Genomic DNA, 26,512 nt, shown 5'->3' on the forward strand with positions numbered 1-26,512 from the left:
GAGGGCGCCATGGCAGACGACGATGTCATCCTCTCGGTCGAGAACCTCAGCATCGACTTCAACCTCAGGACCCACGTGCTGCACGCGGTGCGTGAGGTGAGCTTCGAGCTCCGTCGCGGCAAGACGCTCTGCCTCGTGGGCGAAAGCGGCTCGGGCAAATCGGTCACCGCCCGCGCATTGCTGCGCATCATCGACAAGAACGGCACCATTACCGATGGCCGCATCCTGCTGCGCGGCGCCGGGAGCGAGACCGACATCGTGCCGCTCAACGAGCGCAGCGCCGAGCTCCTGTCGATCCGCGGCGGTCGCATCGGGCTGATCTTTCAGGAGCCGATGAGCTCGCTGTCGCCGGTGCACACCATCGGCAGCCAGATCGTCGAGGCGCTGCGCCTGCACCAGGCGATGAACAAGGCGGAGGCCAGGGTCGCGACCATCGAGCTGTTGCGGCAGGTCGAAATTCCCGATCCCGACAAGATGATCGACCGCTACACCTTCGAGTTCTCGGGCGGCATGCGGCAGCGCGCCATGATCGCCATGGCGCTGGCCTGCAACCCGGACATCCTGATCGCTGACGAGCCGACCACGGCGCTCGACGTCACCACCCAGGCCGAAATCCTCGACCTGATCAAGCGGCTGCAGCTGAGCCGCGGCATGGCGATGCTGCTGATCACCCACGACATGGGAGTGGTCGCCGAGGTGGCCGACGAGGTGGCGGTGATGCGCTACGGCCGGATTGTCGAGGCGGGCAGTGTCGACGAGATCTTCCACGAGGCCCGCCACCCCTATACCCGGCAGCTGCTCGCTTCAACGGTACGGCTCGAGCAGAACCCGCGCGCGCTGACCCGCCCGGCCACGGTGTCCGACCCGACGAGCAAGCCGGTCCTCTCGGTGCGCGAGCTGAGCAAGTTCTATGGCGGCGGTGGCGGCCTGTTCGGCGGCGCCAGTTACGCCATCCGGGCCGTCGACAATGTGAGCCTCGACCTCTCCGCCGGCGAAAATCTCGGCATCGTCGGCGAGAGCGGCTCGGGCAAGACGACGCTCGGCCGCCTGATCCTCAGAACCGTCGAGCCCACCTCCGGCACCATTACCTACAACGACCGCGAGGGTCGCGCCGTCGACGTCACCGGGCTCAGCAAGCGCGACCTGCGCGGCTTCCATCGCGACGTGCGGCTGGTGTTCCAGGATCCGTTCGCCTCGCTCAACCCGCGCCTCACCGTCAAGGACGTGATCGGCGACCCGCTATTCGTCGCCGGGTTGGCGCGGGGCGCCGCACTGGAACGGCGGGTGGGCGAACTGATGGAACTGGTCGGGCTCGACCCGCAGTCGATGGAGCGCTATCCGCACGCCTTCTCGGGCGGCCAGCGCCAGCGCATCGGCGTCGCCCGGGCGCTGGCGCTCGAGCCGCGCGTCATCATTGCCGACGAGGCGACCGCGGCGCTCGACGTCTCGATCCGCAGCCAGATCCTCGACCTCTTGCTCGACATCCAGAAGCGGCTGAGCCTCAGCTTCATCTTCATCAGCCACGACATCTCGGTGGTCCGCTATTTCTGCGACCGGGTGGCGGTGATGCACCGCGGCAAGGTGGTGGAGATGGGCACGGCCGAGCAAGTCTGCACCGCCCCCCATGAGGCCTATACCAGGGCCCTGATCTCGGCGGTGCCCCACCCCGATCCGCGCCACAAGCGGATGCTGCACCGTACGCGATTTACAGCCGAGGCCACGCCGTGAAGTTCTCCGCCAACCTGTCCTTCCTCTATCCCGAGCTCGGCTTTCTCGAGCGCTTCGCCGCTGCGGCGCGCGACGGCTTTCCGGCGGTCGAGTATCTCGGTCCCTATGCCGAGCCCAAGCAACGGGTTGCCGAGGCGCTGGTCGACAATGGCCTGGTGCAGGCGCTGTTCAACGTGCCCTCGGGCGATTGGGCCGGCGGCGAGCGCGGCATCGCCGCGCTTCCGGGCCGAAGCGAGGAGTTCCGCGCCGGCATCGCCACCGCGCTGGATTACGCAACGACGGTCCGCTGCGAAAAGCTCAACGTCATCGCCGGCCTCGTCGCCCCGGGCGCCGACCTCGAGGCGATGGAAGCGACGCTGGTCGACAACCTCAGATATGCCGCGCCGCGTTGCGCCGAAGCCGGCATCAAGCTGCTGATCGAGCCGATCAACCTGCGCGACATCCCGCGCTTCTTCCTCTCGACCACGGCGCATGCCGAGCGGATCCTGGAGCGGGTGGGACACGACAACCTCTACATCCAGTACGACCTCTACCACATGCAGGTGATGCAGGGAGACCTGCTGCCGACCTACCAGCGGCTACGTGAGCGCATCGCCCATATCCAGCTCGCCGATACTCCCGGCCGCAACGAACCCGGCACCGGTGAGATCAACTACGGCTTCGTGCTGCCGGCGATCGAGCGGCTCGGCTACGACGGATATTTCGGCTGCGAGTACAAGCCCAGGGCCGACACCAGCGCGGGCCTGGGCTGGATGCAGCCCTATTTGAGGAGCGCGTGATGAAGATCGGTTTCATCGGGCTCGGCGTCATGGGACGGCCGATGGCCGGCCACCTCATCGCCGCCGGCCACGAGCTGTTCCTGCACCGGGTCAAGCCCGCCTCGCGGGAGCTGGTGGACCAGGGTGGCAAGGCGCTGGCATCGGCTCGGGAAGTGGCCGAGGCCGCCGAGGTGGTGATCCTGATGCTGCCCGATACTCCCGATGTCGAGCTGGTGCTGTTCGGCAAGGATGGCGTCGCCGACGGGCTGGGCCGCGGCAAGCTGGTCATCGACATGAGCTCGATCTCGCCGGTCGCGACCAAGGATTTCGCCGCGCGGATCGAGGCGCTGGGCAGCGACTATCTCGACGCCCCGGTGTCGGGTGGCGAAGTCGGGGCACGCAATCGCGCGCTCACCATCATGGTCGGCGGCAAGCCCGAAATGTTCGAGCGCGCCCGGCCGCTGTTCGAGGCGATGGGCAAGAATATCACGCTGGTCGGCGGCGCCGGCGACGGGCAGACCGCCAAGGTCGCCAACCAGATCATCGTCGGGCTGACCATCGAGGCGGTGGCCGAGGCGCTGAGCTTTGCGAGGAAAGCCGGGGCCGATGCCATGAAGGTGCGCGAAGCGCTGATGGGCGGCTTTGCCGCCTCCCGCGTCCTCGAGGTGCATGGCGAGCGCATGATCAAGCGCACGTTCGAGCCGGGCTTCCGGATCCGGCTGCATCGCAAGGACCTGTCGCTCGCGCTCGATGCCGCGCGGGCGCTTGACCTCAGCCTCCCCAACACGGCCGCGACGCTACAGCTGATGAACGCCGCCATCGCGCTTGGCGACGGCGACCGCGACCATTCCGGCCTGATCCGCACTCTCGAGGTCCTGGCGGGCGACACGCCCTGATCGGTCAGTAGCGCCCCTGCCCCACCCCGCGGCGGCTCACTCCGCCGTTCCAGCCGCTTTGTCTCCAAGGAGCCCCAGATGCCCACCGACAAGATCCCGCAAGTGCCCTTCGGCGCTGTCTATTTCCGCAAATCCAACCCGCCGCGCGAGGATTGGTCGCGCGACTATCGGGTGGCGCGCGAGGACGGCCTCAACGTCTTCCGGCACTGGTTCATGTGGGCTGCGATCGAGCGCAAGCCGGGCGTCTACGATTGGGACGACTACGATCGCCAGATGGACCTCGCGGCCGAGAACGGCATCAAGACGGTGATCGCCGAGCTCACCCACTCGGTGCCCGACTGGGCCTATCGCAAGTGGCACGATGCCCGACAGATCCGCATGGACGGACGGCCGCTCGCCAACCACATGGGTGTATCGTCCGCAAGCGGCGGCTTCGCCCATAACGGCGCCGGCGCGCTGACCTTGAACTGCCCCGAGGTGAAGGAGGCGGTGGGCAATTTCCTCACCGCGCTCGCCAACCGCTACAAGGGCCACCCGGGGCTGCTCGGCTACGACGTCTGGAACGAGGTGAACTACTCGCCCGAGGTCGACTACTCGGAGTGGATGAAAGCCGACTACCGGCGCTGGCTTAAGGCCAAGTACGGCACGCTCGAGGCGCTGGCCGAGGCCTGGTACCGCTACTCCTATGCCGAGTGGGACGACATTGAGCCGCCGGCCGAGGTCGCCGCCTTCGCTGAGGGTCTCGAATGGCTCGAGTTCAAGCGTGAGAACTACTACGGCCAGATGCAGTACAAGATCGACACCATCCGCGCTGTCGACCAGGACTGCCTGATCGCCGCGCATGGCGTGGGTGGCGCCATTCCCAACATGGCCGCGGGCGGCTCGGACGATTGGCTGGCGGCCAGCAAGGTCGAACTCTATGGGCTGACCTGGGTACCGAGCCGGCGCGGCTTCAAGCCGTGGCAGAACTTCTTCGGCCCTGACATCACGCGCGCCGCATCGCGCGGCAAGAAGTGGTGGCATGCCGAGCGGCCCGGCGGCCCGCTCTGGCTGCAGCCGCAGGTGCTCGGCCGCGACAAGGAAGATGGCCGCGTCATGGACCCCGAGGATGTCCGCACCCTCACCATGACGTCGTTCGCCGCCGGCGCCACGGGCGTACTCAACCTGCGCTACCGGCCGCTGCTCGACGGGCCGCTGTTCGGCGCTTTCGGCTCTTACGGCATGGACGGCTCACGCACCCCGCGCTCCGACATGGCGAGCGCCATGGCCAAGTGGGCCAACGCGCCGGAACAGCAGCCGCTGTTCGAGGCGCGGCCGGTGAAGGGCGAGGTGGCGCTGCTGGTGATCCCCGAGGCGCAGGCCTGGGATTACCTGCTCAACCACCACCACAAGCCGGAGCTCTATCGCGAGGCGATGTGGGGAGCCTATCGCGGCCTGCTCGACATCGGCATCCAGCCCGACTGGGTGCATATCGACGACATCGCCGAGGTCGACACCATCTATGCTCCCTACCCGATCATGCTGACCGCGGCGCACGCCCAACAGCTGGCGCAGTGGGTGGAGGCGGGCGGCACGCTGATCTCGGAGGCGACGCCGGGCTATTTCGGCGATCGCGGCAAGGTCGGCACGGTGCAGCCGCATAACGGGCTCGACCGGGTGTTCGGGGCACGCGAGGTCGATGTCGAGTTCATGCCCGACATCGCCGACCGCATCCGCTTCTCGTTCGACGGCAGCGACGGCATCACCGGCGGCGGCTTCCTCCAGGCGTACGAGCCGACCGCCGGCCGGCTGCTCGGCAGCTTCGCCGACGGCCGCAAGGCGGTGGTCGAGAACAGTTTTGGCAAGGGCCGCACGCTGCTGGTCGGCACGCACCCGGGGGCGGCCTACTTCAAGTCTGGCACGCCCGAGAACCTGAACTACTTCCGCTCGGTCTTCAGCTGGACCGGCAAGCACCGGCACGTCGATACGGGCAACCCGCAGGTCCACGCGCGGCTGCACCTCGGGCCCGACGGCGGCGCGCTGTGGCTGCTCAACCAGACCCGCTCACCGCAGCCGGTCACCCTGACGCTGGGCGCCACGCATGCCGACCTGAAACCCGTCGGCAGCTACTGGGGCGACGCAGGAGGCACCGCGACGGTGATCCCGCCGCGCGATGTCCTGGTGCTGAAGCTGGGTCGCTGAGGCCGGTGCGGTTACGGCCGGGCGACGGCTCCGGCGAATGACAAAGCGACACGGGCCGGGCATTACGCCCGGCCCGTGTCGTATTCTCTGGGCACCCTCCGGGCTCACGCCTTCAGCACGATCACCTTGGTATTGACTGGCGTCTTGTCATAGAGGTCGAGCATGTCCTGGGTGAGGAGGCCAATACAGCCGCTCGAAACGCCGGTGCCGATCGTTTCCGGCACGCTGGTGCTGTAGAGCGTGTAGAGGGTGTAGATGCCGTTCTGATAGAGATAGAGCGCGCGGGCGCCGAGCGGATTGTCGAGGCCAGGCTTCATGCCGCCGGCATATTTGGCCGCCTCCGGTTGCCGCTCGATCATTTCCTTGGGCGGCGTCCAGATCGGCCACTCGGCTTTTCGCCCGATATAGGCGTCACCGCTCCACAAAAAGCCGGCGCGCCCGACACTGACGCCATAGCGGGTGGCGTTTCCATCGCCTTCGATGCGGTAGACATAGTGGTTGCGCGGGTCGACGATGATCGTTCCGGCCACTTCCTTGCTGTCGTAGCGCACGGTGCGGCGGAAGTATTTCGGGTTGATCTTGCTGACCTTGACCGCCGGGATCGGGAACCGCTCGTTGGGCCGCGGCCCGTAGACCCGCTCCGCTTCCGCGACGCTCATGCCGGCGGGGGAGCAACCAGCAAGCGCCAGCGCGCCGAGGCTGGCGGTGGCCCCGAACAGAAACGCGCGACGACCGAAGCGCCCTGCCCGATCGCCCCCGTCATCTTCACGAGCAGAAATGCCATCGTCTTCGATCACGGTATGTACCCTCCCAACCCCCACCAACGATCACCCGGCTGCTAAACGCGCCGCAGATGAGACTGGTCTCACCCCGTTCAAATAGCAAACGCAGTCAAGCGTGCCTCCGCCGCCACGCGCACCAGCTGGGCGTCAGAAACCCAGCGGCGCCAGGCGCTCCCGCAAAGTCCATGTTGCTTGCCGAACCACGGCTCCCGGCCAGCAAGAGCGAACCAGAACTTTGTCGGCAATGCGGCGCGGGGAATGGCTAGTGGTGGAATCTCTGTGCGGTAACGAGTTACCGACGACCAAGCGAAACGGATCGCGCCGCCGCTTGTTACCTTGGAATTCCTGCATCGTCCTGAGCGCCCGATGACGGACCATCGGAAGCAACGGCGACCCGGCCGCCCTCCCCGATCCTACGGCATGAGCAGCCGCCACGTCCCCTCGGACACCACTGTGGCCACGCCGTCGACCACCTTGATGGCGGTGTCGTCGTCCATGGCATAGGTCCGGACCGGGATCCCCGAGGCCCAGTTTGCAATGTTGGCCAGCGTGGTGTCGGGCATCTCCGGGTTATCGAGGTGCGGATAGAGGGTGAAATCGACGAGGCCCAGCGCTCGGTCGGCCCCCTGCCCCATGTCGGAGCCGTCGGGCACGAACTGCTGGTCGAACTCGGCGTCGCAATTGTAGGGGGTCACGGCAATACTGCCGGCGCTGACCCCGACATAGACAGTATCGGTGAGCGACGGCAGCATCGCAGCCAGGCCCGACTGGCGCAGCCAGTATGTGAGGTAGAGCACGTTGCCGCCCCAGACCAGCAGGGCGTCGGCATCCTCGACCATCGGCATCCAGTTCTCGGGTCGGATGGTCGGCAGCGCGGTGAGCTCCAGTACGCCCAGCGACTTCCACCCCAACGCGGCCAGAGGGCTGGGGGACAGGCCGCAGATTGCCCGCCAGGCATGGCCCGCACCGCCTGGGAAGGGGTAGATGGCGGTCAGAATGATGAGGGCCGAGCACTCGGCGATCGGCTTGCCGAGGAGCTCGACCAGGGCGGCCGAGATGCTCGGGTTGCTTACGCCCCCGGAGGTCAGAAGAAACTTCATCGGGAGCTCCTCTCCAGCGCCCCGCGGCAACGCCTCGAACAGCGTTACCGCGGAGCGTGGGCAAACTTGCGCGGCGGGGCAAGGCAGCTGCCCGACCCTGCCGCCGGCGGTCTAGAGGCCGCCGCCACCGTGGATCTTCCGCACCTTCTCCGCCGCGTCCTTGGCCGCCTGCTCGACCGTCATCGTGCCGGTGAGCGCATTCTGCATCATGTCGGGGACGATGATGTTCATGATTTCAGGGGCTTCCGGCAGCGCCGGGAACGGGATGCCGTTGGGCAGCATCGAGGTAGTGACGTCGAGGAACTTGATGGTGTCGAGCCGCTGTTTCATCCACTCGGTCTTGAAGCCGTTGACGTTGCCCGGGTTGGAACCGGCCCAGGCGAGCTTCAATGACCATTCGGGGCTGGTCCACATGCAGATCAGCGCCCTGGCCGCCGGCTCATCGACCTTGCCGCCATCAACGAATTCCGACTTGAGGATGTGGATGTTGGAGCCGCCGAACACCACGGCGCGCTTACCGGTCGGACCGGTCGGAATGAGGCCGTAGCGCATGTTCTCGAGCACGCTGTCGGCGACCGCCTTGTCCGAGCCGGTTGCCTTGCCGGCGAGCTCGACCATCCGGGCATATTCTGAGGGGTGCGAGATCATCATCGCCAGCTGGCCCGAGATGAACGGCGCCTGGTTCTCGCCCTGGGTGTTGGTCAGCGCCGAAACCGGAACCGATTTGTCCCGCACATACATGTCGTAGGAGGCCTGCAGCGAGCGGATGCTCTCGGGACTGTCGAGCCGCACCTCGCCATAGGTCGGGTTGGGATCGGCCTCGTCGAAGACACCGCCGCCATAGCCCCAGAGCTGCGGCATGTAGCGATAGGGCGTATTGCCGGCGTTCTGCTTGGCGACGAGGCCGTAGCCCGAGATGCCCAGCTTGTCGTGGATCTGTTTGGAATAGCTGACCACGTCGTCCCAGGTGGCCGGCGGATTTTCCGGATCGAGCCCCGCCCGCTTGAAGATGTCGGCATTCCAGATGAACGCCATCGTCTCGTTATTGGTGGGAATGCCGTAGATCTTGCCGTCCCAGGTCACCGCTTTCATGGCGCCGGGCCAGAAGTCCTCGGGCTGGTAGCCGACATCCTCGGGCTTGAGCTCTTCGAGATAGCCCTTGGAGGCGAACTCGGTACCACCGAGGATCTGCAGCCGGATCGCCATCGGCGCCGAATTGCCGAGCAGCGCCGTGCGGAACTTGTCGAGCAGCTCGTTATAGGTGATGCCCTGCTCGGTCAGCTCGATGCCCGGGTAGGTGGCACGGAACGCCGCGAAGAAATCGCGGTAGTTGTCGTGCATGATCTGCGGATCGGCCTCGAACATGCCCTGGTACCAGAAGGTCAGCTTGCCCGTGTAGTCGGTCGGGGTGACCGAGTTGCAGTGGCCGACCGTGTCGAACGTCTCGGTGCCAGCGATCGAGCGCACATATTCGGGCGACCACTTGCTGATGTCGATGCCTGCCCCCAGGGCCGTCGAGGCCATGAGACTGGTCGCCAGCGCGGCCGACAGCATGCCGCGCAGAAGCGCACGGCCAATTCCGTGTTCTGACATGAATTTCCTCCCTCCACCCGCGGCCGGCGCCCCTCGCGTCGGTCGAGAATGTCTGCCCGGCAACCCGCCGGTTACGCGAATTAACGCCCGGATTTCGACACAGGCAATCAGAATTTTGCAAAATCTTACGTCTCTCTCTGGAAATCCTACGAGAAACCGGCAAAGCTGCCCCTGAGACCAAACGTCGGAATCGATTGAGAGATGAGCGCATACAAGGCCCGGCCCCCCGTGGGCATCGACCCAACCGGAGTGTCGGAAGAAGGGGCTGCGGTTTACGAGTTGATCCGCGACGACATCATCTCGGGCCGGCTGGAAGCGAACTCCCGGCTGGTGGTGGCGGAGCTGTCGGAACGGCACAACTCACCGGCCAATGCGGTGCGCGAGGCGCTGCAGCTGTTACGCTCGCAGGGCTTCGTGCTGATCGTCCACAACAAGAGCGCCCGAGTGCGCCCGATCGACCAGGATTTCGTCCGCGACGTTTATGAGATCGGCGTCCTGATCGAACCTTCGATGGTGCGCTGGTTCGTCGACATGGCAACCCCCGCCGATATCGCCGAACTCGAGGACATCCAGCGCCAGATCGAGGCCAACAACTTCGCCGATCCGATCCTCCACAGCGAGCTCGACACGCGGTTCCACACCGTGATGTACGAGCGTCACTACAACCATCTCGCCGCTGAACTGTGGTGGCGACACCGCGAAGTGCTGCGCGCCATCGGACATCGCTACAGCTTCACACTCTCCCGCCGCGCCCAGGTGATCCGCGACCACCGCGAACTGATCCGGCTGGTGAAGGCGGGCGATGCGGCGAACGCCGCGACGCTGATCGCGCTGCATGTCGATGGGGCGGGCCGGCATGTGCTCGAGCAGATGCGAGCCGCGAGCTCAGCGCGCGCCGGCTGAGGCAGTTTTCGCGCGCGAGCGGCGTGCACAATTGGTTTGAGGGAGCCATTTCATCATGAAAATCACCGGCGTGCGGCCTTGGTTGGTCAAGGCCACGAGCTCCTATTGGGGCGAATACCTGTTCGTCGAAGTGACGACCGACGAGGGCATTTCGGGCTGGGGCGAGATCACCTCGACCACCAAGATCGCCAACCGGGCGCTCGCTGCCATCCTCAAGCAGGTGAGCGGCCAGATCGAGGGCGAAGACCCGAGCCGGATCGAACGGCTGTGGCACAAACTGTTCCGCAGCTTCACCTATATGGGCAGCCGCGGCGCCGCTTGCGAATGCGTCAGCGCCATCGACATCGCCTTGTGGGATATCCGCGGCAAGGTGCTGGGGCTGCCGGTCTATGAGCTGCTCGGCGGCTCGGTGCGCGACGAGATCTCGCTCTATACCCACCCTGACCAAAGTAAGTTCACCTCGGACGCTGCGGTGGTGGCCGAGATCACCGATATCGTCAAATCCGGCCACACGGCGCTGAAGTTCGACCCCTTCCCCTACCAGGGCGATCGCGAGCGCCGCGACGGCTATCTCGACGGCATGCTGTCGCGCGCCGACGAAAAGAAGGCAGCCGACCTGACGGCGCTGATCCGCCAGACCGCCGGCCCGCAAGTCGAGATCCTGATCGACGCGCATGGCCGCTTCGATGTGCCGACCGCCATCCGCCTCTGCCGCACGCTCGAGGAGGCGGGCCAGATCGACTGGTTCGAGGAGCCGGTGCCACCCGAGAGCTATGGCGCCCTGCAGCAGGTGCGCGAGAAGGTGAATGCCGCCATCTCGGTGGGCGAGCGCGCCCACACCAAGTGGGATTTCGTGCCGATCCTCGAGCAGAAACTCGCCGACTACATCATGCCCGATGTCACCTGGACCGGCGGCATCACCGAGATGAAGAAGATCGCCATCCTCGCCGAGGGCTATTACGTGCCGATCTCGCCGCATGATGCGGGCGGCCCGATCAATGTGCTCGCCGGCGCCCATGTGATGATGACGGTGCCCAATTTCTACCGGCTCGAGACCTCGCGCTGGGACCTCTCCGGCTACAACGAGCTGATGCACACAAGGCTCGACAATTCGAACGGCGCGCTGAAACTGCCGCGCGTCCCCGGCCTCGGCATCGAGATGAACCGCGACTACCTCGAAGCCAACGAGATCAAGACGGCTTAGGTCGGGGCACATAGATCGAACCCGCCTAGCAGTTGGGCTCGATCCTCACCTCACCCGCCGGCTGTCATCCCAGCGAAAGCTGGGACCCGTCTCACAGCCTGCGCCTATGGAGAGTTGGATCCCAGCTTTCGCTGGGATGACACGGCGGGTGGTCCAGTCATCCGAGAAATTTCTGGCGCTCCAGGGACAAGCGCCGTTCCAGATCCCCCGGAGGAAACACCCATGAAAATCACCGGCATCGAAACCGTCGTCGTCAACGCCGTGCACCGCAATTGGATCTTCGTGAAGGTGCTGACCGACCAGCCGGGCCTGTGGGGCTGGGGCGAGGCGACGCTCGAATGGAAGACCCGGGCAGTGAAGGGCACCATCGATGACCTCCTGCCATTCCTGATCGGAGAGGATCCGCTGCGGATCGAGCACCTGGTCAATACCATGACCCGCTTCAGCTTCTGGCCGCTCGGCTCGATCGGCCTCACCGCCGTTTCCGGCATCGAGCAGGCGCTGTGGGACATCAAGGGCAAGGCGCTGGGTGTGCCGGTGTGGCAGTTGCTGGGCGGCCGGGTGCGCGACAGCGTGCGCGTCTACACCCATTTGAGGCGCGGCGACAGCTCATCGCGTGTCCCCAATACCGATATCTCGCGCTTCTGCGATGCGGTGCAGGAAACGGTCGAGATGGGCTACAACGCCATCAAGCTCGGCTTCGTCCCCTATACCGGGTACGACGCTCCCCTGCCCGCCGTGCGGCACGTCGAAAAGCTGGCTGCGGCGGTGCGCGAGCGGGTCGGCGACGGCGTCGAGATCATGACCGATTTCCACGGCCGCCCGGATTCGCTCGATGCCGCCATCGCCTACATCAAGGCGATCGAGCCGATCAAACCGCTGTTCTGCGAGGAAGTGATCCAGCCCGGTGACACGGCCGGGATGGCCGACATCGCTCGCCGGGTCGATTGCCCATTGGCCACCGGCGAGCGGCTGTTCACGCCGCGCGAATTCCTCGAGGTGGCCCAGACCCGCGCCGTTGCCTATATCCAGCCCGACCTCGCCCACTGCATGGGCTTTACCGGCGGCCGCAAGATCGCGGCCATCGCCGAGGCGGCGCATATGGGGGTCTGCCCGCACAACCCGATGGGCCCGGTGGCCGGCGCCGTAGCGCTGCAGTTCGACGCCGCCACCACCAACTTCGTCATCCAGGAAGAGGCGGTCGGGATCGTCCCCTGGTTCGAGGAGATCTGCTCGAGCTACCCGCTCAACCTGGTGAATGGCGCCTGGCCAATTCCCGAGGCCCCGGGCCTCGGCATCGAGATCGACGAAAAGGCCGCCGCCCGCTACCCGTTCGCGCAGGAGGTGATCCCGGCGACGGAGTCGGTGCTCGCCGATGGCCGGATCGCCAACTGGTAGGTCATCCCGGGCAAAACGTCCTGGCAGGCCGAGGGGTGTTCAGCGCTGCTTGAACGCCCGGTCGAAGTTGGCGACCAGTGGGCTCAGGAGATAATCGAGGGCGGTTCGCTGCTCGGTGGTGACCAGCACGGTGGCGCCCATGCCGGCATGGAGCGCAATCTCGGGGTGATCGGCCAGGTCCTTGGGGTCGACCTCGATCATCGCCTTGTAGAAGACCGCCAGGGTCCGCTCGTCGGTGATGCGATCGGCAGAGACCTGCAGCACGGCGCCGCGGATCAGCGGCGATACGTGCTGCTTGAACGACGAGAAGCGCAGTTCGGCGGGCATCCCCGCCCGCAGCTCGCTGATATCCTCGACGCGGATCCGCGCTTCGACGACCAGCGTTGCCTTCTCCGGCACGATCTCGAGCAGAACCTGACCCGGTTGGACCACGGCGCCGGCGGCATGGACAGCGAGACCGACGATCCGACCGTCCGCCGGCGCCCGGATGATGGATCGCTCCAGGCGGGACTGCGCATCCTGCAGCCTGGGGACGATTTCGAGGATCTTGGATTGCGTCGTCGCCAGCGCTTCGGCCACTTCGCTCTGCCGGTCGCGCCCCAGCTGATTGATCTGCTGCTCGATTTCCGCGATTTTCTGGTCGTTGCTGGAGTCTTCGGCAGCGACCGCGCCCAGCCGGCCCTGCACGTCGGCCATGCTGCGCTCGAGATCGCTGACCCGGCCGCGGGTGGCCAGCCCAGCTTTCAGCAGCTTGTCGAGGCGCCCGCGTTCGGCGGCCAGGGAGGCAAGCTGCTCCTCATAGGACAGCCGGGTCGACGTGCTGCCCTTGGCCTGTTCCCGCAACTGGTCGACACGGCGCAGCAGGATATCCCGCGCGCCGAGCAGCGAGTCGTTGCGGGCGCTGAACTCGTCGCGCTGGCTGGCGATCGTCTGCAGCACGTAGGGCGCGTCGCTGGCGAGCAGTTCATCCGGAAACGTGATCTCGCTGCTGCCGTTCAGCTCGGCAGTGAGCCGCGCCTCCATGGCCCGGGCCAGCGCCAGTTGCTGGAAGTAGATGTCGTACTGGGCGCGCGCGGTGGTGTCGTCGAGCGTCATCAGCGTGGCGCCTGCATGAACGAAGGCGCCGTCGGAAATACCGATGGATCCGACAATGCCGCCCTCGAGGTGCTGCACGGGCTTGCGGCTGCCCTCGACGGTGACAATTCCGTCGGCGACGACCGCGGCGTTGAGTGGAGCCAGGGCGGCCCAGCCACCGAGAACGCCGAAGAACAGCGCGAGGATCAGCACGCCGGCAATGATCGGCCCGGCGGCGGACTCCGAGACGGCCGGAGCCGGCGGGCGTCCACTTCCGGCGATGGTCAGCGACGCGCTCATGCCGGCACCTGCGAGCCACGCGGCATGACGGCGGTCTTGGCTCGGTCATTGAGCACGGCGATCACCTCGTCACGCTTGCCGAAGAGTTCGATGACGCCGTCGCGCAGGTAGAGGATCTTGTTGACCGCGCCGAGTGTCGAGGGTCGGTGCGAAACGATGATCACCGTGGAGCCCAGTTCGCGCAGGCGTGCCATGCACTCGGCCAGCGCCGCATCGCCATCGGAGTCGAGGTTGGAGCTCGGCTCATCCAGCACGACGAGGCTCGGCATGCCGAACACGGCGCGCGCCAGGGCGATCCGCTGCCGGTAGCCGCCCGAAAGCGCCGCGCCGCCCTCCCCGATCTGCGTATTGTAGCCTTCGGGCAGGCGGAGGATCATCTCGTGCACACCAGCGAGCTGCGCCGCCTTGACGATCTCGGCATCGGCTTCGGCATCGGTGCGCAACCGGCCGATATTGGCCGCAACGGTGTCGGAGAACAGCTCGATATCCTGTGGCAGGTAGCCGACATGCTGGCCAAGCTGCTCGCGCGGCCAGGTCAGCACATCGGCGCCATCGAGCCGCACGGCGCCGCCGGTGGGGCGAAGCACGCCTACAATGTGACGCACCAGCGTGGATTTGCCGGCCCCCGATGGCCCGATCAGCCCCATCGCGTCGCCGGGATCGAGCTGGAAACTGACGTTGCGCAAGGCGACCCGCGGCGTATTGGGCGGCACGAAGGTCAGCGCCTCGACCGCCAGCGCGCCGGTGGGACGGGGCAAGGACATGGCAGCGGCGCGTTGCGGCACCGCATCAAGCATGTCGCGCACCCTGACATAGCTGGCTTTGGCGGCCACAAGACCGCGCCAGGCGCCCACCAGCTGTTCAACCGGCTGCAGCGCCCGACCGAGCAGCAACGTCGCCGCAAACAGTGTACCGATGGAGGTCATCCGCTCGAGCGCCAGATAGGCTCCGAGCCCCAGCATCAGGGACTGCATCGCGAGGCGGACGAAGCGAATGAGACTCGACATGGCGGCGGCGCGGTCGCTGGCGACCGACTGGCGGTCAAGCAGACGCAGGCGATCGTCCGACCAGCGGCCAAGCAGCCCCTTCATCATCCCCATCGAGTCGAGGACTTCGGCATTGCGGAGGCTGGCCTCGGTGAAACCATAGTTGCGCGCGGCAGCTTCGTTGGCTTCACGCAGCGGCTCGCGCGTCAGCCACTCGTTGGCCAGCGCCAGCAGGATCAGCACGGCACAGGCGCCGAGCGCGAAAAAGCCCAGGGCCGGGTGCAACAGGAAGATGATCAGCACGTAGATCGGCGCCCAGGGCAGGTCGAATGCTGCGTGGATACCGGATCCGGTGAGGGCCTGACGAAAAGCGTCGAGATCCCGCAATGGCCGGCCCTTGTTTTCCGGCTGGCGCACCGACGCCTCGATGACCCGGGTGGCGAGCAGCCGATCGAGACGCACCGAGGCGCGCGTCAGGACCAGGGCCCGCACCGCGTCAAGCCCGGCCAGCGCGCCAAGGGCAACCAGCAACGCAAGGGTGAGCATGATCAGGGTGGCGACGCTGCCGCTGGTCATGACGCGATCATAGACCTGCAGCATGTAAAGCGGCGAGGCGAGGTAGAGTATGTTGACGGCCAGGCTGAACAGCCCGGCGGCTACGAAATAGCCGTTCAGTTGGTCGAGGACGCGGCGTGTTTCACTGGTCTTCATCAAGGTCTCTGTCGTTCCGCCGAGGCGGGCGCCGCATGCCCGTTCGGCCTATGCTCACGCTACATATGGCGGGCAGGAGCCAATCCATGGCCCCCGCCCGCGCAACTCACAAACCGAAATCGCCGCTGACCATCGTCCTCGTTCCGAGGAGCTCGATCTCGAAATCGGCGACGCCGTCACCACTATTGTCACCGTGGATGTACGTGTTGCCGCCAGCCTGGTGCCAGGTCACGCTGTTGGCCGTGATCGTGGCTGTCGCGGCCGCAACGAAAAGGAAGGTGCCATTGCCGGCCGTGTTGGTGTTGGCATCGATTGCCGACAGGTCGATCGTGTCGCCGCTGGCGAAGTCGAAGATCGTGTCGCGGTTGCCGGCCCCCACGCCGCTCTCGCTGGTGGCGGTGTAAATGAAGCTATCGTTATGGGCGCCACCGTGCAGTTGGTCGGCACCAAGACCGCCTGTCAGGCTGTCATTGTTCGCGCCGCCGATCAGAGCGTCGCTGCCGGCGGTACCATTGAGGACGTCGTCGCCGTTGGAGCCGAACATGATGTCGATGTCGGTTCCGGCGGCGGTCACCACGTCATTGCCCGCGCCGACGACCCAGATCTTCAGTGGTGTGGTGAAGGTGTTGGTGCCGTCGGACGCCGTCACCGTGACCGAGTAGGGCGTCGTGTCGTTCACCTGTACCGTGCCATTGGTTGAGAGCACGCCGGTCGTGGCGTTGATGGTGAAGCCGGCTGGAACGGGATCGATGAAGCCGAAGGTGAACGTTGAGCTATCGGGGTCGCCGGTCGGCTGGAACGTGCCGATGACGGTACCGTCGTTGAGCCCATTGTTGCCGTTGTCGGCACTCGCAGCGAGCGTCGACATGACGAAGTTGAGGCCCGTCGGCGTGTCGTTTGCTCCGGAAATGTTGAAGGTCAGCGTCTGAGTGGTGGTGCCGCCGTGACCGTCGGAGACGACGAAGCTGAAAGCTTCCGTCGGGTTGTTGCCGGTCTGCAGGGCGTCGAGGGCAGGCTTGGCGGTATAGGAGTAGGTGCCGTTGCTCGACACTGTGAGATCGCCGTAGGTACCGTGCGCCACGACGCCGCCGGCGGTCACGGTGATGGCAGAGCCATCGCTCGGTCCCTGGATGTTGGAGATGGTCAAAGGCGTATCGCCATCGGGATCCGCCGCTGCGGACGCCGTGACGAGATTACCGCTGGCGACGACGGTGCCGGCATTGGTCGCGGATGTATCGGCAACCGCCTTGACGACATTCGAGGCCGTTGGAGTGTCGTTGGAGCCATTGATGGTGATCTGGGCGGTCGCGGTGTCGGTGCCGCCGTGCCCGTCCGAAACGCCGTAGGTAAAGCTCAGAGTGGCAGATTCGCCCGTGCCGAGCCCCTGGAAGGCATCGCCCGCAGTGGTCCAGAGGTTGACCGCTCCGGTGGTCATCACTGCGAGATGCGCGACACCGGTCGTCGTGGTGATCATGAACCGCGCCGCCTCACCGGCGCCTGCCGCTTCGGAGGTGATGACCGGGGTGGAGAGCTGGAGGTCGGTCTCGTTCACGGCTACGCCGGTCACGCTAGTGACGCTTAGCCCATCCCCCTCAGGATCGCTGTCCGCCGGAGCATTGGTCAGCACGTTGCCGACGGCGAGCGGCACGGAAGAGGTGCCGCCACTGATGCCATTCTCCGTCGTTGTGAAACTGTCAGGCTTCGCGTCGGGAGCCTCGTTCGGCGCCGTTACGGAAATGACCGAATGGGCGATATTGCTCGAGGCGATGCCATCGCTGACGGTAACCGTGATGTCGCGGTCGGTGATGTCAGGGTGGCTCTCGCCATTGCTGAAGCGGAGCTGCTGCAGTACGGCCTGGTACTGAGCCAGTGTGCCAATCCCGGTTAGGGTGAGGACACCGGTGCTCGAGTTGTAGCTCGATGCCGAGATCCCGGCAGGCAGACTCCCCGCGATCGACAACAGGTCACCGGTCTTGTGGTTGGTGACGGTTATCGTGGCCGAGGTCAGCTCAGTGTTGTCGACATCGGCAATGGTTACATCGCTATCGACAATCGCCGTCGCCGCACCGGCGGCCGAGGTCGCGGCATAACCGGTACCTGCGGCGCTGGCATCGAGGTCAAGGGTGGGGGCGTCGTTGGTGCCGGTGATCTTGATCGTCACCGAGGTCGGCGTGCCGTCGGCGCTCTCCACCGGGAACGTGTCGGTGTAGACCTCGCCGTCAACGAACGCGTCGTTGGTGCCGGTGATCTTGATCGTCACCGAGGTCGGCGTGCCGTCGGCGCTCTCCACCGGGAACGTGTCGGTGTAGACCTCGCCGTCAACGAACTCGTTGTGGGCGGTGTCCGCCGTGTAGGTCCAGGCGCCGTCCGCACCGATCGAGAAGGTGCCGTAGGTCCCGGCCGCGTCGGTCTGCGCAACGAAGGTTTCGGCGCTGTCGACGTCGCTGATCGTCAGCTGCCCCGAGGTGCTGATCGCCGCCGCCGTGTCGCCTTCCGTCAGCTCCTCAACGTCAGCCGACAGATCCGCCGCGTCGTTGGTGCCGGTGATCTTGATCGTCAATCGTCAGCTGCCCCGAGGTGCTGATCGCCGCCGCCGTGTCGCCTTCCGTCAGCTCCTCAACGTCAGCCGACAGATCCGCCGCGTCGTTGGTGCCGGTAACAGTAACATCGATCGTCCGACTTGCCGTTCCGTCGAAGGATGTGACCACCAGAGTGTCATGCACCACCTCGCCGCCATACAGGTGATCGGCCTTGGCGTGATCGAGGTCGTAGGTCCACTGCCCGGTCAGCGCATTGAAGGTGAAGGTGCCGTAGGTGCCGTTGAGGCTTGCCGGCGGCGGGGCCTGGAAGACGTTCTGGCCGGCGTCGAGGTCGGTGACGGACAGCGTCCCCTCGGCGTGCAACTGCCCTTCGGTATCTTCAACCGCGCTGCCGGTGGAGGTGCCCGAGATCGTCGCGGCATCGTTGGTGCCGGCAATCTTGATCTGGGCAGTTGCCCAGCTCAACGTGCCGTTGGCCATGCGGATGGCATAGGTGAAGGTATCGGTGAAATACTGCCCCGCCCCGAGCCCCTGAATCTGCGCCAACGCGGCCGAACTCAGTGTGCTCGCGTCATAGCCCACTTGGCCATCGGCGGTAATCCAGATGCGGGCGCCGTTGAGGCTGGTGTCGGTGCTGGCAGCTTCAGTACGCGCAAGATCCTGCGTCAGAAGGTCTGTCGGGCGAATACCGCCTAGGCTGTCCGCATTATCAAGCGAGTAGAGCGTCTTGGCGCCGCCCGCCTTGTCGTTGGCCATGACGTCGATGAGGATAGGAGCGTATGATCCACTCGAGCCGATACCAAGCGCGCTTGCGTTGAAGACGTCGTCTACCGCCTGAGGCGTGTTTCCGAACGACGTGACAATGCCCTTGGTGATCGCGGCCATTCGATATCCCCCATTGGCCGCGTCGGAGCGCGGCATGCTCTAAGTCTGCCCCAGGTCCCGGCCGCAACGGGAATTAAGACATAATTAGCAATTTCTACTTCGAACGACTGTAGATGGACCTTCTTAATACCTGGAATATGGACCGAGGTCGCCATTGAATGCTCGGGATACGGGTGAGGTAAGCAGACCCTACTCGCCGCAAAATCCACTATTAGGCCCGAGAAGCGGGAGACGGACCACGAGCCAATACACGGACGGAGCGCTAGGGACCAAGGTCGCCATCGGTTACCCCCCGATTCCACGCTAAGGTTAATGCTGGTGTTCTCTTGGTCGGTGACGCTATTTTGCGGCAGACCAACAAGACAAATATTTCGACCCTCCGCGCAGAGCATTGTCTGCTCATCGTCGCGACTACGAGACCACAAGGTGACCGAACTGCTGACTAAGGACCATCGGCAGCCATATTCATCCGGCCCATCCGGACGCCGACGCCTTGCTCATCTTTCCTGTGTGATCGCCGCGCTCGGCCTGTTGCTGAGCTGGCCTGCCATCGCTGCCGGGGCAAAGTGGGTTGCCGTAGCGGTCAGCGGCACAGTGCTGTCGATGAATGGCGATCAATGGGCCGAGCTGCCGGCACGCTCGCAGGTGCTCGACGGGATTCCGGTTCGAACGCTGCAGGGGGCCGAGGCCGAGCTGGTGCGGGGCGAGATCACGCTCAAGCTCGGGCCCAACACCGCGCTGCAGGTCGACCAGGCCACCCACAACCTTACCCTCATCACCCAATATGCCGGAACGGTAAGCGTCGACGCCCGCATCCCGTCAAATCAGCGCCTCATGCTGAAGACGCCGAAGATGACAGTGGTTGTGGGGATGGGACATAGCCGTCTGATCGTTGCCGGCGACACCGGCGAGGTGATCGTGGACCTGGGCAAGGCGACGGTGGTCGACCTGCTGACGGGACAAGAGCAGACTGTACCCGCCGGCGTCACGCTTGCCGAGGCCACGGCAGGGGCGGCGCTGCTGGAAGCCGGCAACGGCCGGAACAGCGGCGGAAACGAGAACGTCAACAGCAGCGCCGGCGGCAACGGCAACGGTAGTGCCGGTGGCAATGGCAACGGCAATGCCGGCGGGAACGGTAACGGCAGTTCCGGCGGCAATGGCAACGGTAATTCCGGCGGCAATGGCAACGGTAATTCCGGCGGCAATGGCAACGGTAATTCCGGCGGCAATGGCAACAGCAATGCCGGCGGGAACGGCAACGGCAGTTCCGGTGGCAATGGCAATGCCGGCGGCAATGGAAACGGCAGTTCCGGGGGGAACGACAATGCCGGTGGTAATGGTAGCGCCGGGGGCAATGGAAATGGCAATGCCGGCGGTAACGGCAACGCAGGCGGCAACAGCAACGCCGGGGGCAACGGCAACAGCAATGCCGGTGGTAATGGCAATGGCAACGGCAATGGTGGCGGAAATGGCAACACACCCAGTGAGTGACGCTGCCGATCGCTCAGCGCCGGACAGCCAGCCAACCAGCATCGCCTTCGTGGATGATCATCCGACCCTGCTGGCCGGCATCGCTTCGCTGTTCGCCGACGATCCTCGCTACACCATCGCGGGCACGGCCTCCTCGGCCGATGGGGCCGTGGAGTTGGCCGCATCGGGCCGTCCCGACATCATGACGCTCGACCTGAGCATGCCGGGCGACGTGTTCTCGGCCATCCGTTCGATCGCCGAACGCTGTCCCGCCACCAGAGTGGTTATTTTCACCGCCTATGCCGATGTCGACATGGCGCTGCGTGCCCTCGATGCCGGGGCACACGCTTTCGTTTTGAAGGGTCGCCCGTCCGAGGACCTGTTTGCGGCTATCGAAACGGTAAAGAGTGGCGGCCTGTTCGTTTCGCCCGACTTCTCTCCGATGCTGATCGGTGGCTTCCGTAACCGCGCGCGGCGCGAACGCGAGCGTCCGGCCGCGAAGCTGAGCGCCAGGGAGCAACAGTTGCTGCAAGGGCTGTTCGAGGCCAAGACCAACAAGGAAATCGCGCGGGCGCTGGGCTTGACGGAGAAAACCGTCAAGCACTACATGACCAACCTGATGACCAAGCTGAAGGTGAAAAGCCGCCTCGAGGTTGTGCTGGCAGCAAAGCGCCTGGGCTCGCCATACAACATCGACGGCTTAGCCCCGGACGAGAACGACTAGACCACTCTGCCAACTGGAATGTGGGCGCCAACCCTGGCCTGGTCGGCATCGATGTCGACCGACAGGCTGCCGCCCTGCGACTCGACGCGAAAGCGCATCGCCCTGAGGCCCACCTGGTTGGCCGACGAGGTGCCGGGTCGGCGAATGGTCGTGCTGTTGGTGACCTCGAGGCGAAGCCAGCCGGCGTCGACGCTGGCCCGAACCCTCTGGTCCTCGCCGCCGCCGTGCCGGTAGGCATTGTTCAAAGCCTCCTGCACCACCCGATAGGCGCAGATCCTGACGGTGATCGGCACCTCGACGTCGTTGGCGAGATTCAGCTCGTGCCGGACCAGCGTGCCGGTCAGGTTCTCGTGACGGCTTATCGCCAAGGCGATGGTCTCGGAGATGCTGAGCTTCGCCAGCTCTGGCAGCACGAGCCCGGCGGAAATGCCGCGCAGATCTTCGAGGGCCTCGCTCGCCAGCTTGGCCTCTGCGGCAGCCTGATCGCTCGCTGCGCTACCCCGCGACCCGGTCAGCTTCAGGATCAGCAGGGTCAGCAGTTGCACCGGACCGTCATGAATGTCGGACCCCACCTGGGCCAGCACATGCTCATTGGCGAGGCCGGAGTCGACACGCAGTTTCTCCGAGGCGAGCTGCAGCGCGACGTTTTCCTTGAGCAGCGCCCGCGTGGCGATGAGGTTGGCAGCCAGCCGCTGGCGCTGTCCGGTGATGATGCGGCCCGTCACATCCACCAGCAGGGCCAGGGCGCCAACCGACACCATGCCGATGACCGCCACGATGATCCACACGTCGGAGCGCGCCTGCGCCTGCAGTTCACGAACCGTCCTGGCACTGAAATAGAGCTCGGCGATGGCGGCCACCCGATCACCGTCACGCCGCAGCGGCGTGTAGATCTTGAGGATCGGCAAGGTCGACCTGGGCAGATCCCCGACCGAGCGCAGTGGCAGATCGACCACATGCGCAGTCACCATGCCGCCCGCGGCCTCGGACAGACCGACTGCCGATGCCTCGTCCTCCAGCCCACCGAGGGATTCGAACGCCACCCGACCGTCTGCGTCCCGCACACGGATCTGCAGCAGCCGCGTGCTGTCGGCACTGTTGGCCACCTTGAACACGGCTTGGAACGCGGACTGGCTGTCAGCTGCTGACAGCGCGCCGTCGAGACTTTGAGCCATCAACGCCTCGAAACTCGCCGCGGCCGTCTCGGCCACCCCTCGGGTGATGCTCTGGCTGATATAGGCGTTGGTCCAGTTGCCCAGCGCCAGCATCGCCGCAAGCACGACGGTCAGAGCCACGAGGAAAAAGCGCTGCGACAGCGAGACCCGGCGCCAGACTCGGGCCACCACGGTTCTGATGCGCCGGGCGACGCGAGGGTAGTGCATCAAGTCGAAGCTCGGTTGGGCTGCACGGGCAAACGTTACACGAAATACGCCCCGCCACAAAAGTCGTCTAGTTGCCTGCCACCGGCACCTCAAAATTCATCATACGTTCAGTCGAAAATTCATCATACGTTCAGTCGCGAGGTGGAAGAAGCGGCGGCCTGGTCTACGCGGCGAGGGCGGCCGCTGTGCCACGCCGGGGTAGACGTCTATGCAGCTGACCTTTGGTCCCTTCGTCCTCGACGAGGAAGCCCGTGCGCTGATGTTGCGCGGCCAGGCGCAGCACATCCAGCCGCGGGTTTTCGATCTGCTCGCCTATCTGGTTCGGAATGCCGGGCGCGTGGTGCCCAAGGACGAGCTTCTGGACGCGCTGTGGCCCAATGTCACCGTAACCGAGTCATCACTGCAGCGCGCCGCGAGCCTGGCGCGGCGCGTTTTAGCGGAAGGTGGGGTCGGCGAGGCGCTGCGCAATTTTGCCCGCCATGGCTATCGTTTTGCGCTCGACGCGCCAGAGTTTGCGGTGGCGGCGCCGAAGTCATCCGCCGCGGCGGGAGGACGGTTGGCGGCGGCCCGCGCAGCCGTGAGCAGATACGATTGGGTCACGGCCACCCGCCTGTTTGCCGAGGCCGCAACGACCGACCCGCTCGATGCCGAAGACCTCGAGCTCTGGGCGCTCGCCGACGAATGCCGCGGCCATGCCGTCGCCGCATTGCCGGCGCTGCAGCGGGCGATCGAGGCGCACCTGGCGGCCGGACGGAACGACAGGGCAGCGCGGACTGCAACGACGGTTGCCCGGGTGGAACTCGAACGCGGCTCGAGCGCCGCAGCGCAAGGCTGGCTCAAACGGGCCGACACCATCCTCGCTGACTCGGACAATGCCGGCGTGCGGGCGCACCTATTGTGGATGCAATCGCGCCTTGCGGCCTCCGGCGGCCGGCCGGAAGACGCCTTGCAGCTCGCCTGCAGGGCAGCCGAGCTCGGGGCCAGCGCGGGCGACCCGGGCCTCGAGGCGCTGACGCTGGTCTATAAGGGCTTTTTCCAAATGTCGCTGGGCCAGGTCGAGGAAGGCAGCAGGTTGCAGAACCATGCCGCCGCCATCGCGCTCTCCAGCCATGTCGACCCGATCACTGGGAGCCTGGTCTATTGCAACATCCTGTGGACGTGCCGGACCTTTGCCGATTGGGAGCGCGCACTGCAATGGAGCGATGGCTTTGATAGCTGGTGCGATGCCAGCTTTGCCGAGCGCCCCGGCTCGTGCAACCTGCACCGTGCGGAGATCCTGGGCGCCCGCGGCACGCTGATCGAAGCGTTCGACTCGATCAGCCGGGCCTTGCCCAAACTGATCGAGGAGGAATCCTGGTCGCTGGGCGATGGATATCGCGTGCGCGGCGACGTTGCCGCCATGCTGGGCGATTTCGCCACCGCCGACACGGACTATGCCATGGCCTATGCGCTGGGCTGGGATGCCGAGCCGGGCCACGCGGTGCGGCTGTTCGAGCAGGGCGACGCCGCGGCGGCGCTGACGGCGCTCGACCGGACGATGCAGGGGCGCGGCTGGTTCCACCTGCAGCGCCGTGGCGTGCTGCTGGTCAATGCGGCGCGCATCGCCGCCAAGTCCGGCGACGCGGCGCGCGCCGAGGGTTACCTGGCGGAGCTCACGGACAGCGAGGAGCGCTGGCCGCAACCCGCTATCCGCGCCATGCTCGCCGAGACGCGGGCTGCCCTGCTGCCGACGGGCGACCTCAGGGCGACGCAACTGCGCATCCTCGCCCGCCAGCTCTGGACCAGCGCCAAGGTCGATTATCACGCCGCCCGCGTGCGGCTCGAGCTGGCGGAGGGCTACCTCGTTGCAGGCGACCGGCCGGGAGCCGAAGCCGAGCTCGGCGCGGCCGAGATGACGGCCCGCCGCATCGGCTCGCCGCGCCTGGTCGAAGCCGCCCTATCGCTGCGCCGCGAAGCGAGCATCGGCAAATGATCAGCGTCTGATCAGGTCGCGGTAAGGACAGTCAGCCCCGGTCCGCCTATTGCAATCCCCGTTCCGCAGCCTCCCGCCCGGGCGGCTGCAGCGCATGAGGATTGAAATGCAACTCTATGTCGTCCGTCGCCCCAGCGCCTGGGTTGCCATGCCCGATATCGAGCAGGTCAGCCAGGTCTGCGACCGCATCGCCAACGATGAGATGCAGGGTCGCGTCAGCTGGATCCGCAGCTACGCGGTGCACGAGCCGGATGGCCGCCTCGGCACATTCTGCGTGTACGAGGCGACCGATGGCGAAGCCATCCGCGAACATGCGAGGCGTGCCGGCATACCGGGAGAAGAGTTCTACCCGGTGGCCGAGACCCTGGTGGTTCGCCCCGATCCGGGGCGGCAACAATCCTGAGGCTGGACGTTTCAAAAGACCCTACCGGCGGGGCGCCATGCGTCGCCGAGGCAGGGGGGCATCACCACAATCTGTTCAGGACCCAAGACAAATGAACTTCACTCTCCCCCGTCTGGCGCACGACGCCAGCAGGCGAGCCTTGCTCGCAACGTGCATGCTTGCGGCGGCAGTCATCGCCCAGCCGTCCCTGGCGCACGACCATGCCGCCGGCGTTTCGCCCGACAACCCGCTCGCCAACAAGGTGCGCGAGATCAACGCCCGCTTCGCCGATGTGAGCGTCGCAACCGCCGAAGGCTATGCCCCGATCCCCTGTGTCTCGGGTGTCGAGGGTGGCGCCATGGGCATCCACTACGTCAACGGCGCACTGATCGAGGACGACGTCGTCGATATCGGTAAGCCCGAAGCGGTGATGTACGAGCCGCAGGCCGATGGCAGCATGCAGCTGGTGGCGGTCGAATACATCACCACCAAGGGCCCGGCCAATCTCGACGGGCACCTGTTCAGCTTCACCAACGCGCCCAACCGCTATGGCCTGCCGCCCTTCTACGAGCTGCATGTCTGGGCCTGGCGCGCCAACCCCACCGGCACCTTCGCCGACATGAACCCCAATGTCTCCTGCGACGCGACCGTCGCAGCCACCAACTGAGGAGAACTGAGAATGAAACGCTATGTGATTGAACGCATGATCCCCGGTGTCGGCAAGCTCTCGGCCGAGGAGCACCGCGAGGCGGCCAAAGTCTCGAACGAGGCCCTGGCCAAACTCGCGCCGCGGGTACAGTGGGTGCATTCCTACTTCGCCGACGACATGACCTATTGCGTCTATCTCGCCGAAGATCCGGAAGACATCCGGCGCCACGCCGAACTCAGCGGTTTTCCGGCCAACAAGATCACCCAGATCCGGGTGGTGGTCGATCCGGGCACCGCTGAAGCGGCCTGACGCAGCGACCGGGCGGAGTGCCTCGCATGGCGCTTCGCCCGGGTTACGCCGGTGAACTTCTCTTGGAACCGATCGAGCCACGGGGACTTCCCCCTTTGGCGGCGGAGACAAGAAGAAGGATTGCAAAAATGAAGAAACTGATCCTGGCCACCCTGGCAGTGTTCACCCTTGGTAGCGGTACGGTGCTCGCGCAGAGCGATGCCGGCGCCGCGGTCGGCGGTACGGCAGGCGGCGTCAGCGGCGCCATTGCCGGCGGCCTGATCTTCGGCCCGATCGGCGCAGTCATCGGCGGCTTTACCGGCGCGGTGATCGGCGCGAGTGCGGTCGCCGATACCTCCATCGAGTATGCGCGCCTCAACCCGACCGAACCGATCATCATCGAAGGCGATATCGACGTCGGCTATGTGGTGCCAGACACCATCGAGCTGCACGTGATCGATGGCGACCCCGACCACGCCTACTTCTACACCAACGACCGCCTCTACTTCGTTGAGCTGGAAGGGCGAACGGTCGTCTACTCGCCGGGCATCGTCGTCGCGGCGAACTGACCGAGAAACCGGCACGGCGCGGGCCAAGTCCCGCGCC

At 65.7% G+C, this 26,512-nt stretch carries 22 protein-coding genes; 14 read left to right on the forward strand and 8 right to left on the reverse strand.

Annotation, left to right across the window (positions count from 1 at the left end):
* The first annotated feature begins 9 nt into the window (after positions 1-9).
* From ASC89_RS23125 to ASC89_RS23140, 4 genes are all read left to right on the forward strand, one after another.
* Positions 10-1,728 (forward strand): ABC transporter ATP-binding protein, encoded by a 1,719-nt coding sequence (locus ASC89_RS23125; protein ID WP_056002375.1) that lies wholly within the window; start codon positions 10-12, stop codon positions 1,726-1,728.
* A complete protein-coding gene (gene otnI, locus ASC89_RS23130) occupies positions 1,725-2,507 on the forward strand; it encodes a 2-oxo-tetronate isomerase (protein WP_056002378.1) in 783 nt (260 codons plus the stop codon). The genes ASC89_RS23125 and otnI overlap by 4 nt, the downstream gene beginning before the upstream one ends.
* Positions 2,507-3,382: a 2-hydroxy-3-oxopropionate reductase gene (locus tag ASC89_RS23135; RefSeq protein ID WP_056002381.1), complete on the forward strand. Its 876-nt coding sequence runs from the start codon at positions 2,507-2,509 to the stop codon at positions 3,380-3,382. Before otnI ends, ASC89_RS23135 begins: the two co-directional genes overlap by 1 nt.
* Positions 3,383-3,460: 78 nt before the next feature.
* The gene (locus ASC89_RS23140) at positions 3,461-5,563 is read left to right on the forward strand and encodes a beta-galactosidase (protein ID WP_056002384.1); all 2,103 of its coding nucleotides are present in this window, start codon (positions 3,461-3,463) and stop codon (positions 5,561-5,563) included.
* 104 nt (positions 5,564-5,667) lie between these two features.
* Here ASC89_RS23140 and ASC89_RS23145 read toward each other — a convergent pair whose 3' ends face one another.
* From ASC89_RS23145 to ASC89_RS23155, 3 genes are all read right to left on the reverse strand, one after another.
* A complete protein-coding gene (locus tag ASC89_RS23145) occupies positions 5,668-6,360 on the reverse strand; it encodes a L,D-transpeptidase (protein ID WP_056002387.1) in 693 nt (230 codons plus the stop codon).
* A gap of 398 nt (positions 6,361-6,758) precedes the next feature.
* The gene (locus ASC89_RS23150) at positions 6,759-7,445 is read right to left on the reverse strand and encodes a Type 1 glutamine amidotransferase-like domain-containing protein (protein ID WP_056002390.1); all 687 of its coding nucleotides are present in this window, start codon (positions 7,443-7,445) and stop codon (positions 6,759-6,761) included.
* A gap of 111 nt (positions 7,446-7,556) precedes the next feature.
* Positions 7,557-9,038: a sugar ABC transporter substrate-binding protein gene (locus tag ASC89_RS23155; RefSeq protein ID WP_056002393.1), complete on the reverse strand. Its 1,482-nt coding sequence runs from the start codon at positions 9,036-9,038 to the stop codon at positions 7,557-7,559.
* 201 nt (positions 9,039-9,239) lie between these two features.
* On the opposite strand from ASC89_RS23155, the gene ASC89_RS23160 reads away from it, so the two are divergent.
* The 3 genes from ASC89_RS23160 to dgoD all read left to right on the forward strand — a co-directional run bounded on the left by ASC89_RS23160 (position 9,240) and on the right by dgoD (position 12,543).
* Positions 9,240-9,941, forward strand: a complete 702-nt coding sequence (locus ASC89_RS23160) for a GntR family transcriptional regulator (protein ID WP_055887397.1) — start codon at positions 9,240-9,242, stop codon at positions 9,939-9,941.
* A 55-nt stretch (positions 9,942-9,996) separates the two neighbouring features.
* Positions 9,997-11,145 (forward strand): mandelate racemase/muconate lactonizing enzyme family protein, encoded by a 1,149-nt coding sequence (locus ASC89_RS23165; protein WP_055887400.1) that lies wholly within the window; start codon positions 9,997-9,999, stop codon positions 11,143-11,145.
* Between the two features lie 222 nt (positions 11,146-11,367).
* Entirely contained in the window at positions 11,368-12,543 is a 1,176-nt protein-coding gene (gene dgoD / locus ASC89_RS23170) for a galactonate dehydratase (RefSeq protein WP_056002396.1), read from the forward strand.
* A 39-nt stretch (positions 12,544-12,582) separates the two neighbouring features.
* Here the strand turns inward: dgoD and ASC89_RS23175 are convergent, their stop codons facing one another.
* The 4 genes from ASC89_RS23175 to ASC89_RS23190 form a co-directional block, all read right to left on the reverse strand.
* Positions 12,583-13,917 carry an HlyD family type I secretion periplasmic adaptor subunit gene (locus ASC89_RS23175; protein WP_056002399.1) on the reverse strand — a complete coding sequence of 445 codons (1,335 nt, stop codon included), beginning with the start codon at positions 13,915-13,917 and terminating at the stop codon, positions 12,583-12,585.
* Positions 13,914-15,614, reverse strand: coding sequence for a type I secretion system permease/ATPase (locus tag ASC89_RS23180; protein WP_056002402.1), 1,701 nt, complete (start codon positions 15,612-15,614; stop codon positions 13,914-13,916). Before ASC89_RS23180 ends, ASC89_RS23175 begins: the two co-directional genes overlap by 4 nt.
* A 106-nt stretch (positions 15,615-15,720) precedes the next feature.
* Entirely contained in the window at positions 15,721-18,174 is a 2,454-nt protein-coding gene (locus ASC89_RS23185) for a VCBS domain-containing protein (RefSeq protein WP_056002405.1), read from the reverse strand.
* On the reverse strand, positions 18,125-19,039 hold the full coding sequence (locus ASC89_RS23190) for a VCBS domain-containing protein (RefSeq protein WP_056002407.1): 915 nt from the start codon (positions 19,037-19,039) through the stop codon (positions 18,125-18,127). Before ASC89_RS23190 ends, ASC89_RS23185 begins: the two co-directional genes overlap by 50 nt.
* 426 nt (positions 19,040-19,465) lie before the next feature.
* Here ASC89_RS23190 and ASC89_RS23195 point away from each other — a divergent pair, with 426 nt between their 5' ends.
* Together ASC89_RS23195 and ASC89_RS23200 are read left to right on the forward strand one after the other, a co-directional pair.
* The gene (locus ASC89_RS23195) at positions 19,466-20,530 is read left to right on the forward strand and encodes a hypothetical protein (protein ID WP_200940478.1); all 1,065 of its coding nucleotides are present in this window, start codon (positions 19,466-19,468) and stop codon (positions 20,528-20,530) included.
* The gene (locus ASC89_RS23200; protein ID WP_055887421.1) at positions 20,523-21,233 is read left to right on the forward strand and encodes a response regulator transcription factor; all 711 of its coding nucleotides are present in this window, start codon (positions 20,523-20,525) and stop codon (positions 21,231-21,233) included. Before ASC89_RS23195 ends, ASC89_RS23200 begins: the two co-directional genes overlap by 8 nt.
* Here ASC89_RS23200 and ASC89_RS23205 read toward each other — a convergent pair.
* On the reverse strand, positions 21,230-22,576 hold the full coding sequence (locus tag ASC89_RS23205; RefSeq protein WP_056002412.1) for a sensor histidine kinase: 1,347 nt from the start codon (positions 22,574-22,576) through the stop codon (positions 21,230-21,232). The genes ASC89_RS23200 and ASC89_RS23205 overlap by 4 nt on opposite strands.
* A 247-nt stretch (positions 22,577-22,823) precedes the next feature.
* Here ASC89_RS23205 and ASC89_RS23210 point away from each other — a divergent pair, with 247 nt between their 5' ends.
* From ASC89_RS23210 to ASC89_RS23230, 5 genes are all read left to right on the forward strand, one after another.
* A complete protein-coding gene (locus ASC89_RS23210) occupies positions 22,824-24,587 on the forward strand; it encodes a winged helix-turn-helix domain-containing protein (protein WP_056002415.1) in 1,764 nt (587 codons plus the stop codon).
* Positions 24,588-24,693: 106 nt separating this feature from the next.
* Positions 24,694-24,990 carry a nickel-binding protein gene (locus ASC89_RS23215; protein WP_055887428.1) on the forward strand — a complete coding sequence of 99 codons (297 nt, stop codon included), beginning with the start codon at positions 24,694-24,696 and terminating at the stop codon, positions 24,988-24,990.
* Between the two features lie 154 nt (positions 24,991-25,144).
* Positions 25,145-25,636: a hypothetical protein gene (locus ASC89_RS23220; RefSeq protein ID WP_407065084.1), complete on the forward strand. Its 492-nt coding sequence runs from the start codon at positions 25,145-25,147 to the stop codon at positions 25,634-25,636.
* 12 nt (positions 25,637-25,648) lie between these two features.
* On the forward strand, positions 25,649-25,927 hold the full coding sequence (locus tag ASC89_RS23225) for a DUF4242 domain-containing protein (protein ID WP_055887434.1): 279 nt from the start codon (positions 25,649-25,651) through the stop codon (positions 25,925-25,927).
* 128 nt (positions 25,928-26,055) lie between these two features.
* Positions 26,056-26,475 (forward strand): DUF1236 domain-containing protein, encoded by a 420-nt coding sequence (locus ASC89_RS23230; protein WP_055887437.1) that lies wholly within the window; start codon positions 26,056-26,058, stop codon positions 26,473-26,475.
* Positions 26,476-26,512 lie beyond the last annotated feature (37 nt).

The sequence above is a fragment of the Devosia sp. Root413D1 genome, assembly GCF_001425235.1.
Taxonomy (GTDB): domain Bacteria; phylum Pseudomonadota; class Alphaproteobacteria; order Rhizobiales; family Devosiaceae; genus Devosia_A.